Source organism: Hyunsoonleella jejuensis, from assembly GCF_900111025.1.
GTDB classification, from domain to species: domain Bacteria; phylum Bacteroidota; class Bacteroidia; order Flavobacteriales; family Flavobacteriaceae; genus Jejuia; species Jejuia jejuensis.
In genome coordinates, this window is sequence record NZ_FOFN01000001.1 from 1207486 (window position 1) to 1222225 (window position 14740).

Here is a 14740-nt window from a genome sequence, read left to right on the forward strand (position 1 = left end):
TGGTCAATAAATAGGGTTACGCTAAACTAGGTTTTTGTCCTAGCGCTTTTAATTGATTGTAGTGTTCTGCAACTGCTTCCCAAAACGTGTTATATTCATTATATGGTAAGCTGAATTCTTGCGCAGTTTCTCTAACTATTTTTGCTAATTTACTGTAGTGAATATGGCTAATATGTGCAAATAAATGGTGCTCTACTTGCCTGTTTAAACCACCAGTATAAAACTCTACAAACCAGCTTTTAGGAGAAAAATTTGACGTTGTAAATAATTGATGAATAGCCCAAGTGTTTTTCATGTTGCCTTGTTCATCAGGCATAGGCATTTCAGTATTTGGCATTACATGTGCCAATTGAAAAATCACACTTAAAATAATACCAGCAGTATAATGCATTACAAGAAAACCTATAAGTACTTCCCACCACTTAAAACCAAGCGCTAAGGGTAATACCACCCAAATGGAATAATATACTATTTTACCAATTATAAGTTTGGTCCATTGTGTTGCCGGATTAGGCATTTTACCATATGCTAATTTTCGTTTTAGATATCTATAGGTTTGAATAAAATCGGTAGTAATTGCCCAATTAGCGGTTAAAAAGCCATAAAGGAAAAATGCATAATATCTTTGATATCTATGGAAACTGTACCATTTTGCATGTTTTGAGAATCTAATAATTCTACCGGCATCGATATCCTCGTCGTGTCCCTGAATATTTGTATAGGTGTGATGCAGCACATTATGCTGAACCTTCCAATTATAATCATTACCAGCTAAAATATAAATACTGCTTCCCATTAATTTGTTTACCCATTTTTTACTGGAAAAAGAACCATGGTTAGCGTCGTGCATTACATTCATACCAACACCAGCCATACCAACACCAACTATTACCATGCCTAGTATTTGTGCCCAACCAGGTAGGTCGTCTATAGTTAGAATTAAAACCACAGGTACAATTAATAATGAAAACATCACAATGGCTTTTATATATAATTTCCAGTTGCCGGTGCGTTTTACATTATTCTCTTTAAAGTAGTCGTTTACACGTTTATTTAGGGTCTTAAAGAATTTTGCAGGATCTTTTCTTGAAAATGAAAGTGCTTGCTTACTCATAATAAATTTAGTTTAATCAATTTGTATAAAATTTAATATAAACATATACATTGCAAAGATATGTATTAATCAATTCAACAAAGAACGTTTTAATGTAAAAAAATATATGTGAAACCTCTATTTTTGTTTAAAATTTAACATACATGGAGTTAATTCTTAAATACTTTCCTAATCTTTCAGAGGAACAAATATCTAGATTTCAGTTGTTAGAGCGCTTATATCAAGATTGGAATTTAAAGATAAATGTAGTGTCTCGTAAGGATATTGATGAATTATATTTAAGACATGTGTTGCACTCGCTAGCTATAGCCAAAATTATTTCCTTTAAGGATGATACTCAAATTATGGATGTGGGCACTGGTGGTGGGTTTCCTGGAATTCCATTAGCAATTATGTTCCCAAATTGCAATTTTCACCTTGTAGATAGTATAGCAAAAAAACTAAAAGTAGTTAATGAAGTAACCGAAGGCTTAGGATTAACTAACGTGAGAACCACGCATAAACGAGTAGAGGAAATTAATGAAACCTACGATTTTATTATAAGTCGCGCCGTTGCTGTAATGCCAACCTTTGTGCATTGGACGAAAGGCAAAATAGCCAAAAAACAAAATAACGACCTAAAAAATGGTATTTTATACTTAAAAGGAGGCGATTTGAGTGAGGAGCTAAAAAATTATACAACTACTACAATTTATAATTTAAGCGATTTTTATACGGAAGCTTTTTTTGAAACAAAAAAATTAGTGCACCTGCCACAGAAGTTCACTAAATAGCTTCCTATTTTCTATTTATAAGGTGTTTAGTTTGTCAAAATAAGCCCCAAAGATAAACCCTTCATTCAGGTTCCAAGTGGTACTATCAAAAAGAGAGATGTCATTAAAGTCATAATCCGGTGCGTAGGATATTAATATGTTTTTGGCTTTTTTAAAGCATACCCGCGCCTTATCATATTCGTTGGTGTGATAATAGGCTATAGCTAAACCAACCAAGGCTTCATGGTCTAAAGAGTTGTAAGAAAGTGTTTCTTTAAAGCGTTCGGCGGCGGTGGTATAGTTTCTAGTAAATAGTTGCGCAATACCAAGGTAAAAATGTGCAGCATCATTTTTATTATCCAAGCGTATAGCCATATTAAAATCGGCCATGGCCTTTTTATATTGTTTCATGTCTAGATAAGCCATTCCTCTATTGTAATAGGTATTGGTATTCTTATCCAGGTTAATACTTTTATTAAAAAACAGTAATGCAAGTCCATAGTGCTTTAGTCCCATTAATGTTTCTGCCATTTGTATGATGATTTCAGGATCGTTAGGATAATTGCGCATTAAAAAGTTAAATGAATTTAAGGCTCCTTTATACTCCCCCAAGTGCAGTTGTGTGATTCCTAAATTATAATAGGCCTGAAAAAAATTACGGTCGAGTTTAATAGCCATACCGTAATCATTTCGAGCGCCTTTAAAATCTTCAATTGCAAACTTAGAATTGCCACGGTTAAAAAAAGAGTCTGCATCAGGTTTACTAAAAATTACAGTTGTAAAGTCTAACATGGCTCCCCAATGATCTTCTTTGTTTGCTCTGGCAATACCACGATGAAAGTAAGCATCAAGATTATTTTTATCTAATTGAATGGCTTCAGTAAAAAGTTCAATTTGTTTTTGGGGATCAGTAAGTTTTTTTCCGTGTCTTACTAATTTCTTTGATTGCCCAAATGTTAGCATGGTACAACCAAGGATGCACCCAAATAATAAACGTGTAAAATAAGACTTATTCATAGCAAAAATAACATCAAAAAATTACAAATTATGTTTAAACACCTGAATAAGAATCAGGTGTGTGTTATAAAGATACAAAACACATTATTTTTATGCTTATTTTTAAGAGAACTTTTGCAATCTTGAAGTATGTTTACTGTTAAATTAGAGAGAAAAAATTAGAGTTTACTTAGCCTCTGGTTCATTTCTGTAAATAATGGCTTTTCATTTACTTCCCAATACGTGTCTTCAAAGGTTGAGATGTCATCATTATTCGAAGAGGGATCTAGGATTTTTTTAGCACGTTCAAATTTTTCTTTAGCCTTATCAAAATCATTTAAGTAATAATATGCCATGGCTAATCCAAAATAAGCATCATAATCCATTTGATCTTTGTTAGTAGCGAAAGATAGACTTTTTATAGCCGACAGGAAATCACTTAATAAAAATTGACTCACTCCTAAATAAAAATAAGCAGGTGTGTTATCGGGGTTTCTTTCTATTGCCTTTAAAAAGTCGTCTTTAGCTTCTTTGTAATAATTTATTTCTAGCAAAGCATATCCACGATTGTAATAAGATTCACTATCGGGTCTTATTAGAATACAAGCACCAAAATCATCAAAAGCCAATCGGTACTTATTCAATTCCATATAAGCCAAAGCACGTTGGCTGTAGGATTTATAGTCATTGGGAAAAAAACGAATTACCTTGGTAAAGGCTTCCACAGCACCACTGTAATCCTCTTGCGCAAACTTAGCATTGCCTAAATTAAAATAGGCTCCTATTAAATCGGGGTCTAGCTCAACGGCCTTTTCATAGTCAAAAAGTGCGCCTTCATAATCTTCTAGATTAAATTTACAATTGCCCCTGTTATAATAGCTATCTGCATCAGGTTCGTAAAAAATTATCTTGGTAAAATCTAAAATGGCGCCTTCATAATCTGCTAAATTATATTTGGCAATACCTCTGTAAAATAGCGCATCAAGATGTTTGCTGTCAATATCTAAGGCTTGATTTAGCATTTCTATTTGTGCTTCAGGATCGTTTAGCTTTAAGGCTTGCCTCACAAATTTTGTTGCTTGCCCCATACTTAGTAGCGGTACAAATAAAAAAACGAGTAATATCTTTTTCATATTTTTTTTAAACGTCAATTCTTAATAGGTATTGTTTTTAATGGTTTTAAAGTATCAAAAACTATTCCACTAAGATTTAAAACATAAAACTAATGAAATTTTAAACAAGAAGTTAGCCTGTTAACATAAAAATAATTTGGACATTACCCTCCAAAGGTTGGGTCAGGTTTTACTCATTAATTCTTATTTCATATTTATGAATTCTTGAATATAAATATTTCGGCTAGAGTTTATCCCGAGCATAGTAGAAGGACTGTCTTTTGCATCTGGGAGCTTCAACAAATGCCTCAACATTTAACGCCAGGTTTGATGGTTATGGCAAGTGCTTAAATCGTTTTAGGAGTGTTTTTTGGGGGGAGGTTCGTTTAACGGTCTTGTATATGGCTCGTAGCGTGAAAATTAGCGATTATTTTTCGGTTAAGCACAAGCCAGATTTTTAAATTTTACTATTGAACTTTTTTAATGGAAATTGTCAAATTTAAAAATTTGGCGACTTTCAAAATATACCTTAACTTCGATTAAGCAACTCATTAGCTATGAGCTATATATGTTGTTAGGCAATGTTATTGTATCAATTCAGCATATTCATCAACTTTAGCTCCTTTAGATCTATTACATTTCCAACAAAGAGTTTGTAAGTTTTCAACTGTCGTTTTCCCGCCCTTACTTACAGGAATAATATGGTCAATTTCCAATAAAAGATTTGGCTCGTTTTCAGTTCCATTTCCACAATTGCAACATTTATAATCATCTCTTTCCTTTATTAAATCTCTTAAATTAGGCGTCATTAAAGCCCTTTGACCTGCTATACTTTTTCTCCACTTAATCTCATCGTTTAGATATTGAACCAATTTATTAAGATTTTCTATGTTTAATTCAATATCGCAAGAAGTCGAACTATAGCCTCCAGCAGATATATATTGAAATGTAAATACAGGAATATATGAATCACTTAAATCAATCGATTCAAACCCAAGTTCAGTTGAAAGTCTTTCGTTATGAAATTTTTTAATAAAAAGAGGTACAGAACTTGAAATATTACTTAAAATTTCTAATTTTTCATTGTATAATAAAACCAATCCATCATCAACAGATAGAAAATCATTTAGAACTTTCTCAAATCTTTCTAAAGATTTTTGATCCTTTTTAATGTCAAAATACTTACATAAATATTTTATCGGCTGATTACTTGCATTTTTACACACCGTGGCTGAACAATTATAAACATTATTCTCATTTTTAAACTCTTTCCATTCACTCCGACTGTAGTTATAAAGGCTATTATCCGTTAAACTAGCTTCTCCATAATCATAATATTGGAGATTGAAATAAGAATTTTTTAATTCTTCAATATAATTATTTAAATCATTGCAATTTTGAATATGATTGCTAATACTTTCTTTCAATGATTTAAATTTCTTGCTTTTAAAATATAAAAGTGGATATATACGTAACCCAATGTAAATTGCTAAACCAAAAAAAACAATCCCTATTACAATTTCCTTATTTTCAACAATTGAATTGTAAATGCTAATAAATATTTCAGCAATAAATTCAAATATCTTGTAAAGAATATAAATCGGAATAGCTATTAAAACTAATAATCCTATTATTTTATCATCTGATTTAGCCATTCGTTAAATGTTCGATTTAGTCCTAATATTGCCTAATGGGGTGACGGATATGCGCCGTTCTCTAATACTTCGACAAGCTCAGCACGAGGGGCTTATATCCGCCGTTAAACGAAGGTAGGCGAAAATTTTTACAAAGTCAAGTGGTTTATATCAAACCAACTTTATATTTTATGAAAATTTCAATATTTCAATTTACATTTGATACATCAATTTTTTTGAATGAATCATTTTCAGCAAACATTACAAAATCCAGTGTGGTATGCCCTGAAGGAAACCCATCAAAAGTATGTTGTAGCATACGATGAGGTTAAATTTTACAATCCAAACATTTGCCCATTTGGAGCTTTTCCTAATGCTTCAAAAACCAAAAAGGCCTTAACAGCCTATTCAAAATTAACAGATAGCTTTTTTCTAGTTTCAGAAAATGATACACCAGATTTTGATGAACATCATGTGGTTTTAAACCAAAAAATTGAAGGTTGCCAAATGGTTTTAAACGACTTAGCCACAGTTGAAATTTCTGAAACCATAGTGCCACTTACCGAAACATATATTCAAGAAATTTACGATTTAATATGGTTGGTAATGCCAGGGTATTACAAAAAACGCACGTTTGATATGGGCGATTACTTTGGTATTTTTAAACATGGAAAACTTATAGCAATATCAGGGCAACGTATGCAAACTAATGATTTTATAGAAGTAAGTGGCGTGGTAACACACCCAGATTTTACTAGGCAAGGTTTTGCAAAACAGCTCATTACGCATACAGTACAGGAAATTTTAAAAACTGGTAAACATCCTATTTTGCATACCACCAAAGGTAATCCGGCTATTGGTTTATATGAAAGCTTAGGTTTTCAATTAACCAGAGACATGAATTGGTGGTGGTTTCGTAGCAAATAAGCATTGAATAGATAAAGAAATTAAAAAAAGAGACAGCGTGCACAGGCTGTCTCTTTCATAAATTTTAATTTGCTCTCGCAGCAATACCTATTCTCCTAAAAACGGATATCTATAATCCGTTGGAGTAACAAATGTTTCTTTTATCATTCTAGGTGATATCCAACGCAATAAGTTTTGAGCGCTACCAGCTTTATCGTTTGTTCCTGATGCTCTGGCACCTCCAAAAGGTTGTTGCCCTACTACGGCACCAGTTGGTTTATCGTTGATGTAGAAGTTACCTGCACTATTTTGTAATGCCTCTGTTGCCTCAGTAATGGCATATCTATCTTTTGCTAGAATTGCACCAGTTAGAGCATATTCACTTGTGCCGTCAACTAGCTTTAAGGTTTCGCTGTAAGCGTTATCTTTATATACATAAATAGTGATTACCGGACCAAAAAGTTCAGTACACATCGTTGTGTATTTAGGATTTGAAGTTACTAAAACTGTTGGCTCAATAAAATAACCTTTGCTTTTATCATAACCACCGCCTACAAGTATATCAACATCAGCATCGGTTTTGGCTTGGTCTATATATTTCGCTAGTTTATCAAAAGACCCTTCGTGAATTACCGCCGTAATAAAATTGCCCATATCTTCAGGAGAGCCCATTTTAAAAGACTTAACATCTTCAATAATGAAATTTTTAACCTCGTTCCAAATACTTTTTGGAATATAAGCGCGAGATGCCGCACTACATTTTTGGCCCTGGAATTCGAAAGCACCACGTGTAATCGCCGTAGCTACTTGTTTTGGGTTGGCAGATTTATGTGCAACAATAAAATCTTTACCACCAGTTTCTCCAACAATTCTTGGGTAAGTCTTATAGTTATGGATGTTATTTCCTATTTGTTTCCAAAGTTCTTTAAATACATGCGTTGATCCTGTAAAGTGTAATCCTGAAAAATCGGGACTAGCCAAAACGGTATTTGTAATCATAACAGGATCGCCAAAAACCACATTGATTACTCCTGGAGGCACACCGGCTTCTTCAAAGACATCCATGATCACTTTTGCTGAATATACTTGACTGTCACTAGGTTTCCAAACTACAACATTGCCCATAAGCGCCATACAAGCAGGCAGATTTCCAGCAATGGCTGTAAAGTTAAAAGGTGTAACGGCATAAGTAAATCCTTCGAGTGGTCGATATTCTATACGGTTCCAAGCATCACTGGTGCTTTCGGGTTGTTCCATGTATATGTCCGTCATAAACTGTACATTAAAACGTAAGAAATCTACAAGCTCACACGCTGCATCAATTTCAGCTTGGTGTATGTTTTTGGACTGCGCAATCATTGTTGCAGCATTAATTTTTGCACGGTAAGGCCCTGCAACCAATTCTGCGGCTTTTAAAAAGATACCTGCACGTTGTTCCCATGGCATTTTACTCCATGTTTTTCTCGCTTCTAAAGCCGTAGCGATAGCCTCGTCAATATGTTTTTGTTCTGCCAAATGATAGGTTCCAACAACGTGTTGATGATCATGAGGAGGCGACATTGTTCTGGTATTTCCAGTGCTAACATTTTTTCCATTAATGTATAACGGCACGTCTATTTTGCTATTGAACATAGTTTTGTACATCTCTAAAACAGCAGTGCGTTCTGGTGTTCCAGGGGCATAAGATTTTACAGGTTCATTAACTGCAATCGGTACATTAAAAAAGCCTTTTCCCATTTTTTATATTTTTATTGAATGATCAAAAAATTGAATAGCAAATTTACGGATTTAAATAGTATTTCTATTGGAAACCTCATTTAAAAACGTGGTGAGAATTAGTCAAAAAAGGAGTAAGATTTCTTTATTTTTTGTAAGTTGCCAATTCTTTTTGGACATTATACATATGTGTACAGTAACCATAGCACCAATTAATGAAACCTGTTTTGTTTTAACTTCGAATAGAGACGAAGCACCGAACAGAGCCTCTGCAGCTCCTGAGTTTTATAATATTAACAATACGCAAGTTTTGTTTCCAGAGGATAAATTGTCTGGTGGCACTTGGATTGGAATAAGTGAAAAAAAACGAGTGATTTGCGTTTTGAATGGTGGATTTGAAATTCATGAGCGTAAATCATCATATCGATTAAGTAGAGGTGTAGTGGCAAAACATTTTATGGTTGCTGATGCCATTGTTGAAACCATTGAGTCTTATAATTTTGACGCCATTGAACCGTTTACTATGGTGATTGCAGATTGGAGTACTACGTTGCAATTTTTTGAATTGGTTTGGGACGGTAATCGAAAGCACTTTACAGAATTGCCTTTAGAACCAAGAATTTGGTCTTCTTCAACATTGTACGATTCAGCGATGAGAATTAAACGTAAACAATGGTTTGAAGATTTTAAATCTGAACACCAGCTCGATAGAGAATCATTGATGACATTTCATAAAACAGCAGGAGCAGGCAATGTAAATTATGGCGCAATAATGGATAGAGGCTTTGTGAAAACCACAAGCATTACTCAAATTCACAAAAAAACTGAGGTTACAGAGATGCACTATGAAAGTCTTTTAAGCAACCGTCAAACATCTAAAATCTTCAAAATTCCACAACCCGTTAATGGCTAACACAGGTATTATTTTAACCATGGCATATCCTGAAACCATTGTTATGGTTGCCGATGAATGGTATTCGCCTTTTTTAAGGTATTTGGGTGTTGGTAAGAAAAACTATTTACGAGCGGGTCATGCGGCGTTGGTGTTGATAGATAAATCCACAGGAATTTTGGAGTACCACGATTTTGGGCGCTATATTACGCCAGAACCAAATGGAAGGGTTCGAGGAAAAGACACGGATAATGAGTTAGATTTTCCGTTAGTAGCCAAAATTGAAAATAAAACTATTACCAATCTTGATGAAATTTTAGAGTTTTTAGGCACAAACCCCAAACTAACCCATGGTGAAGGAAAATTGGTAGCTTCGGTTTGTAGCGCTGTAGATTATAAAAAAGCACGAACTCATATCACCGAAATGCAAAACAGGCATTTTATTCGCTATGCGGCGTTTATTAAGGATGCTTGCAACTGTGCGCGTTTTGTAACCGATAGTTTGATTGCTTCTGTTACTGATGCGAAAATTAGGAAGGACCTGATACAATCTAAATGGTTTACACCAAGTACTGTTGGCAATGTGTTACTTGCTGATACTGAAAATTATGTATATGAAGTCTCTGAAACGGGGCAAACTTCAGAATTTAAAGGTTCTCAAAAAAGTGAAAATGTACGTTACTTTTTAGATAAGTTAAATGGGCATGAGGTAAATTTTAAAGGAACTTTAGAGCCAAAACCTAACGCTACTATTGTAGAGCATGCCCAATGGTTATCGGGTATTGCAGCAGGCGCTTGGTTTGAACTACATAAAAATGGAAGTATTGAGATTTATAGGTTTAGACGCATTTCCCCGTATGGCAATGTAGATTGTGATGCCCTTTTTAAGGTAGAGGATACCTCCTTTAACTATGATTTGTCTTTTGAATTTGTGCATTACTCCAATTGCAAATTTTTTCATGTGAGGCAGGAGCGCAGGGTTTTTAGGTTTGAGAGGGTTAGTTAATTGTTTTTATGCCTTCCTTACAATGATAGTTTATTCATTAATTTTCTAAGGTTTCTTCTGCGTTAGGGATTGAACGGCATGTTTGAGCTCCTCGAAGAGAGCGAGTAGTGAAAGCCCGACCACTTGCACTGAGCTTGTCGAAGTGTTGTGGTAACGCCCTAATTAATAGCGAAAGGCGCACTCAACTTAAAGGTTGGAATAGCGACTTGAAATTTTTTGGTGGTGGTGAAATTTACCATATTGTAATGCCCTTGCATCGCACCAAAAGGTGAGGTGAGTAAGCATCCTGAAGTGTAGGTATGCGATTCCCCAGGTTTTAAAACTGGTTTTTTACCAACAACGCCTTCACCTGTTACGGTCTCTAGGTTATTTAAAGCGTCTAGAATTTCCCAATGGCGTGCGTAGAGCTGTACAGAGTCTTTACTTTGATTTTCTATGGTAATGGTATAACCAAAGGCGTACTGGATTTTATAATTTTTATAAAATGTGCCCTCGAAAGTAGTTTCGACCGAAATTTTTATGCCTTTTGTTACCTGTTGAACCATGTTAAGGATTGATATACAACACTTTTGTGGCGCTAAAATAGGTATTTTTAAATTTTGAACCTTTAAAAAACCGTTAAATACAGACTAATTGGTGATATTTATCGATGAAACTTCGTTAAACCCAATGATTTTATCGTATCTCGCCCCTAAATCGCGATAATATACTAATACTTTATAGTTGTTTTCGGTTTGCCAGAAGTTCCCGCTTATGCGTCCTTCATCTAAAGTGCCATCTGCATTTACGACTACATATTTGTAATTGTAAAACCCTTGTTTGAGTTTAAAATGGGTTTTATAAATTCTGCCTTCTGGGTAATAATCCATTCTGTTATAATCGTCTAATGCATAGTTGTTGTAATTGCCATACACATAAATGGTTTCGCCATTTAGTAGTTCTGGATAGTTTAAGGAAAAATGTACTTCAACATAATCGGCCTCAACCGAGACATCTTCACGGTCTATGGCTGTTATTTTAAACTGCCCGTTAATATCAGGATTATAGGTATATGGTAACTCCGCCCTAGATCTATTGGTAAACAAGTAGCTGTGATAAATATCCTCTAGCTTAATGTATTGCACGCCCATTGAAGCGGCTCTTACATCCTTAGTTTCAAAAAATAAATACTCGTTACCACCAGGAAAAGCGGTTTCATTTACATAGCGATAAATTAATTTATTGCCGATAGTATATTGTGGTTTTATATCAGAAATAGCTGTGTTTAAGTTTCTATTTTGAATGATTAATGTTTTTATTGTTTGAAGCGGATTGTTAATCTGTGCATTGGTAGAAATTTCAATATCTACAGTTTGCATATAATCAATTGTTTGTACGTCTCTAGAGCGTTTTATGCTAATGCCTGGAGTAACAATATCTTCATACACCATTAATTTTCTTGAAAACACCAATTCATCATCTCTATCAAATACTGATATAAGGTAATTGCCCGAAACAGTTAAAGCACGTGTTTGCGCATTTGGAATGCTTAACCTGTAATGCGAATACAATTGAAAGGTGTTGAATGAATTACGATAATCTTGAATTCTAAAATTATCTACACCAAGCAAGAATTCGGTGCGCACCAAAACAGATTCTGTCCAATCGTAGTTGTAATGTTTGATTTTATAATAAAAATCGGGTTCGTTTGAAACCAGAGCATCAAACTCTAAATAAAAGGTTTCGCCTAGTTTTATAATTGGTAATTCTCCTAAATCGCTACTGGTGCTTTTGAAGGTAATAGATTTGATATAATCTGGCGGATTTACTTCTTCTACCTGTGACTGAAGGGATAAAGAGAAAAAAAATACCCCAAAGAGTAAAGAAAATTTACAATGCATTCAATTCATTTTTGTAAATATAATCAAAATTGATGCCTAAGACTTCATATAATTTAATACTTGTAAATTTCTATTAAATTTTTGTGGTAACTATTTTTTAGTTCGTATTTTTGCACCGATTTTTTTTAGACAACTAATTTCAACAAAGAAAATATGTCAAACGACATTCGCATTAAGAAAGGTCTAGATATAAAACTTAAAGGAGAAGCTGAAAAAACCACTGAGACGGCGGTTTTGAGTAACTTTTATGTTTTAAGACCAGAAGACTTCCATGGCGTAATTCCAAAATTAATTTCTAAAGTTGGCACGAAAGTAAAGGCAGGAGAACCTGTGTTTTACGACAAATCAAACGAGAATATCAAATTTGTTTCTCCTGTTTCGGGTGAAGTTATTGAGATTGCTCGTGGTGCTAAACGTAAAATTTTAGAAATAAAAATCCAAGCTGATAAAACACAAACCTATCTAGAGCACGGTAAGTTTGATTTAGGTGCCGCTACACCAGAAGCAGTAAAGGCCCATTTTTTAGCAGGAGGTTTATGGCCATTTATAAAGCAAAGACCATACGATGTTATTGCAAATCCTGATAAGGCGCCAAAAGCGATTTTTATCTCTGGCTATGCAAGTGCACCATTGGCAGCCGATTTAGATTTTACGTTACAAGGAAAAGAAGCGGAGTTGCAAGCTGCGGTTTCTGCTCTTGGGAAATTAACTGAAGGACAAGTTCACGTGTCTGTTGGTAAAAATTCTAATTCGCCATTAGCTGGTTTATCTGGAGTTACCTTACACAAAGTATCTGGTCCGCATCCATCTGGAAATGTTGGAACGTTAATCAATAAAGTAGATCCTGTAAATAAGGGTGAAACCGTTTGGACTGTTAATGCACAAGATTTAGTAATTATTGGTGAATTACTCTTAACTGGTAAGTTTAATGCCGAACGCGTTGTGGCTTTGGCAGGTTCTGAAGTAAAAGCACCACGTTATTTTGTTACTAAACTAGGTAGTGAAGTTGCTACAATGATTTATGACAAAGGGGTTGAGAAAGATGCTAATTCTAGAATTATTTCTGGTAATGTTTTAAGCGGCAAAGAGATTAAACCAGATGGTTATTTAGATTACTACAGCAACGTAATAACCATTATTCCAGAAGGTGATGATTATGAGTTGTTTGGATGGAATAAACCTGTGTTTGATAAGGTGTCTACATCAAGAGCTCTAACTTTTTCTTGGTTAAATCCAAACAAGAAGTATGATTTGAATACCAATACTAACGGAGAGCATCGTGCCTTTGTAACTACCGGAACCTACGAGGAAGTTTTTCCTTTAGATATTTACCCAATGCAAATTTTGAAAGCTTGTATGTATCAAGATTTAGATGAAATGGAAGCTTTAGGGATGTACGAAGTTGCACCAGAAGATTTTGCGTTAACTGAATTTGTATGTGTTTCTAAACAACCGCATCAAAAAATTATAAGAGAAGGTTTAGACTTAATGCTTAAAGAGATAGGATAATGGGTTTAAAAGAAAAATTACACAATTTTAAAGAAAAGAATAAAGATAAAAAGTGGTTGCCTGCTTTTTCAGCTTTTCATACGTTCTTGTATTTGCCAAACGAGACTACTCATGGTGGTACACATATTAAGGCTGCGGATGATTTAAAGCGTACCATGAATACAGTTATTATGGCTTTAGTGCCATGTCTTATATTTGGTATGTTTAACGCAGGATACCAGCATTACCTGGCACTTGGCGAAATAGAATCTGCTAATGGATTTTTGGGAGCTTCGTTTTGGACTATGGATAATTTCATCATTGGTTTAACACAAGTATTGCCATTGGTGGTAGTATCTTATGGCGTTGGTTTAGCCGTAGAATTTGTATTTGCAATTATCAAAGGGCATGAGGTAGAGGAAGGTTACTTGGTAACGGGTATGTTAGTGCCTCTTATCGTTCCTGTTGATATTCCATTATGGATGTTAGCTGTTGCTGTAATATTTGGTGTAGTTATAGGTAAAGAAGTTTTTGGTGGTACCGGCATGAACATTCTAAATCCAGCATTAACTATTAGAGCTTTCTTATTCTTCGCTTATCCAACATGGATGTCTGGGGATAAAGTTTGGGTACACGGTGCTGTAGAAAGAGATAGAATGATTGCAGACGGCGCTAATCTAGATGCCATTTCTGGAGAAACAATTTTAGGGTCTTATGCTCAAAATAACTCGGTAGTTTATGATTATTGGGATATGTTTTGGGGGATAATACCGGGTTCGGTAGGAGAGACCTCTAAGTTTTTAATAATTATTGGAGCATTATTTTTAATCTTTACTAAAGTAGGAAGCTGGAGAATTATTATTTCTACACTTATTGGTGCGTTGGTAATGGGCTTGATTTTTAATGGTGTTGTGGATGCAGGATGGATTGGAGCGTCGAGCAAATTCTATGGTTTAATGAGTGTTCCTTTTTGGCAACATTTAATTATTGGTAGTATTTTATTTGGCGCAGTTTATATGGCAACGGATCCTGTAACAGCCTCACAAACAAATAAAGGTAAGTGGATTTACGGTTTCTTAATAGGTTTTATTTCTATTATGATTCGTGTATTCAACCCTGCATATCCTGAAGGTGTATTTTTAGCCATTCTTCTAATGAATGTTTTTGCACCAACTATAGATCATTACGTAGTTCAAGGGAATGTGAAGAAACGAATGAAACGTTTAAAAGTTAAAACAGCTTAA

The 14740-nt window shown here is 34.5% G+C and carries 13 protein-coding genes; 6 read left to right on the forward strand and 7 right to left on the reverse strand.

The window, feature by feature from the left end; translation table 11 throughout:
- Positions 1-16: 16 nt before the first annotated feature.
- Positions 17-1114 (reverse strand): fatty acid desaturase family protein, encoded by a 1098-nt coding sequence (locus BMY39_RS05155; RefSeq protein WP_092576513.1) that lies wholly within the window; start codon positions 1112-1114, stop codon positions 17-19.
- A gap of 143 nt (positions 1115-1257) precedes the next feature.
- On the opposite strand from BMY39_RS05155, the gene rsmG reads away from it, so the two are divergent.
- On the forward strand, positions 1258-1887 hold the full coding sequence (gene rsmG / locus BMY39_RS05160) for a 16S rRNA (guanine(527)-N(7))-methyltransferase RsmG (RefSeq protein ID WP_092576515.1): 630 nt from the start codon (positions 1258-1260) through the stop codon (positions 1885-1887).
- 15 nt (positions 1888-1902) lie between these two features.
- On the opposite strand, the gene BMY39_RS05165 is transcribed toward rsmG, so the two are convergent.
- The 3 genes from BMY39_RS05165 to BMY39_RS05175 form a co-directional block, all read right to left on the reverse strand.
- Positions 1903-2883 carry a tetratricopeptide repeat protein gene (locus BMY39_RS05165; RefSeq protein ID WP_092576519.1) on the reverse strand — a complete coding sequence of 327 codons (981 nt, stop codon included), beginning with the start codon at positions 2881-2883 and terminating at the stop codon, positions 1903-1905.
- Between the two features lie 158 nt (positions 2884-3041).
- Positions 3042-3995 (reverse strand): tetratricopeptide repeat protein, encoded by a 954-nt coding sequence (locus BMY39_RS05170; protein ID WP_143064740.1) that lies wholly within the window; start codon positions 3993-3995, stop codon positions 3042-3044.
- 563 nt (positions 3996-4558) lie between these two features.
- Positions 4559-5629 carry an HNH endonuclease gene (locus tag BMY39_RS05175; RefSeq protein WP_092576528.1) on the reverse strand — a complete coding sequence of 357 codons (1071 nt, stop codon included), beginning with the start codon at positions 5627-5629 and terminating at the stop codon, positions 4559-4561.
- Positions 5630-5848: 219 nt separating this feature from the next.
- Here BMY39_RS05175 and BMY39_RS05180 point away from each other — a divergent pair, with 219 nt between their 5' ends.
- Positions 5849-6535, forward strand: coding sequence for a GNAT family N-acetyltransferase (locus BMY39_RS05180; RefSeq protein ID WP_092576533.1), 687 nt, complete (start codon positions 5849-5851; stop codon positions 6533-6535).
- 87 nt (positions 6536-6622) lie between these two features.
- Here the strand turns inward: BMY39_RS05180 and pruA are convergent, their stop codons facing one another.
- Entirely contained in the window at positions 6623-8251 is a 1629-nt protein-coding gene (pruA, locus tag BMY39_RS05185) for an L-glutamate gamma-semialdehyde dehydrogenase (protein ID WP_092576537.1), read from the reverse strand.
- Positions 8252-8417: 166 nt separating this feature from the next.
- Here pruA and BMY39_RS05190 point away from each other — a divergent pair, with 166 nt between their 5' ends.
- Both BMY39_RS05190 and BMY39_RS05195 read left to right on the forward strand, forming a co-directional pair.
- Complete coding sequence (locus BMY39_RS05190) at positions 8418-9143, forward strand: NRDE family protein (RefSeq protein WP_092576540.1); 726 nt, start codon at positions 8418-8420, stop codon at positions 9141-9143.
- Positions 9136-10128, forward strand: coding sequence for a DUF6695 family protein (locus BMY39_RS05195; protein ID WP_092576543.1), 993 nt, complete (start codon positions 9136-9138; stop codon positions 10126-10128). Before BMY39_RS05190 ends, BMY39_RS05195 begins: the two co-directional genes overlap by 8 nt.
- A gap of 158 nt (positions 10129-10286) precedes the next feature.
- Here the strand turns inward: BMY39_RS05195 and apaG are convergent, their stop codons facing one another.
- Positions 10287-10673: a Co2+/Mg2+ efflux protein ApaG gene (gene apaG / locus BMY39_RS05200; protein WP_092576549.1), complete on the reverse strand. Its 387-nt coding sequence runs from the start codon at positions 10671-10673 to the stop codon at positions 10287-10289.
- 84 nt (positions 10674-10757) lie between these two features.
- Positions 10758-12008 (reverse strand): type IX secretion system plug protein, encoded by a 1251-nt coding sequence (locus BMY39_RS05205; protein WP_092576552.1) that lies wholly within the window; start codon positions 12006-12008, stop codon positions 10758-10760.
- A gap of 153 nt (positions 12009-12161) precedes the next feature.
- On the opposite strand from BMY39_RS05205, the gene BMY39_RS05210 reads away from it, so the two are divergent.
- Both BMY39_RS05210 and BMY39_RS05215 read left to right on the forward strand, forming a co-directional pair.
- The gene (locus BMY39_RS05210) at positions 12162-13517 is read left to right on the forward strand and encodes a Na(+)-translocating NADH-quinone reductase subunit A (protein WP_092576555.1); all 1356 of its coding nucleotides are present in this window, start codon (positions 12162-12164) and stop codon (positions 13515-13517) included.
- Positions 13517-14740, forward strand: a complete 1224-nt coding sequence (locus BMY39_RS05215) for an NADH:ubiquinone reductase (Na(+)-transporting) subunit B (protein WP_092576558.1) — start codon at positions 13517-13519, stop codon at positions 14738-14740. Before BMY39_RS05210 ends, BMY39_RS05215 begins: the two co-directional genes overlap by 1 nt.

Bases quoted from the DNA above. Each gene is read 5' to 3' on its own strand.
- BMY39_RS05155 (WP_092576513.1), bottom strand. From the start codon at position 1,114: ATGAGTAAGCAAGCACTTTCATTTTCAAGAAAAGATCCTGCAAAATTC.
- rsmG (WP_092576515.1), top strand. From the start codon at position 1,258: ATGGAGTTAATTCTTAAATACTTTCCTAATCTTTCAGAGGAACAAATA.
- BMY39_RS05165 (WP_092576519.1), bottom strand. From the start codon at position 2,883: ATGAATAAGTCTTATTTTACACGTTTATTATTTGGGTGCATCCTTGGT.
- BMY39_RS05170 (WP_143064740.1), bottom strand. From the start codon at position 3,995: ATGAAAAAGATATTACTCGTTTTTTTATTTGTACCGCTACTAAGTATG.
- BMY39_RS05175 (WP_092576528.1), bottom strand. From the start codon at position 5,629: ATGGCTAAATCAGATGATAAAATAATAGGATTATTAGTTTTAATAGCT.
- BMY39_RS05180 (WP_092576533.1), top strand. From the start codon at position 5,849: ATGAATCATTTTCAGCAAACATTACAAAATCCAGTGTGGTATGCCCTG.
- pruA (WP_092576537.1), bottom strand. From the start codon at position 8,251: ATGGGAAAAGGCTTTTTTAATGTACCGATTGCAGTTAATGAACCTGTA.
- BMY39_RS05190 (WP_092576540.1), top strand. From the start codon at position 8,418: ATGTGTACAGTAACCATAGCACCAATTAATGAAACCTGTTTTGTTTTA.
- BMY39_RS05195 (WP_092576543.1), top strand. From the start codon at position 9,136: ATGGCTAACACAGGTATTATTTTAACCATGGCATATCCTGAAACCATT.
- apaG (WP_092576549.1), bottom strand. From the start codon at position 10,673: ATGGTTCAACAGGTAACAAAAGGCATAAAAATTTCGGTCGAAACTACT.
- BMY39_RS05205 (WP_092576552.1), bottom strand. From the start codon at position 12,008: ATGCATTGTAAATTTTCTTTACTCTTTGGGGTATTTTTTTTCTCTTTA.
- BMY39_RS05210 (WP_092576555.1), top strand. From the start codon at position 12,162: ATGTCAAACGACATTCGCATTAAGAAAGGTCTAGATATAAAACTTAAA.
- BMY39_RS05215 (WP_092576558.1), top strand. From the start codon at position 13,517: ATGGGTTTAAAAGAAAAATTACACAATTTTAAAGAAAAGAATAAAGAT.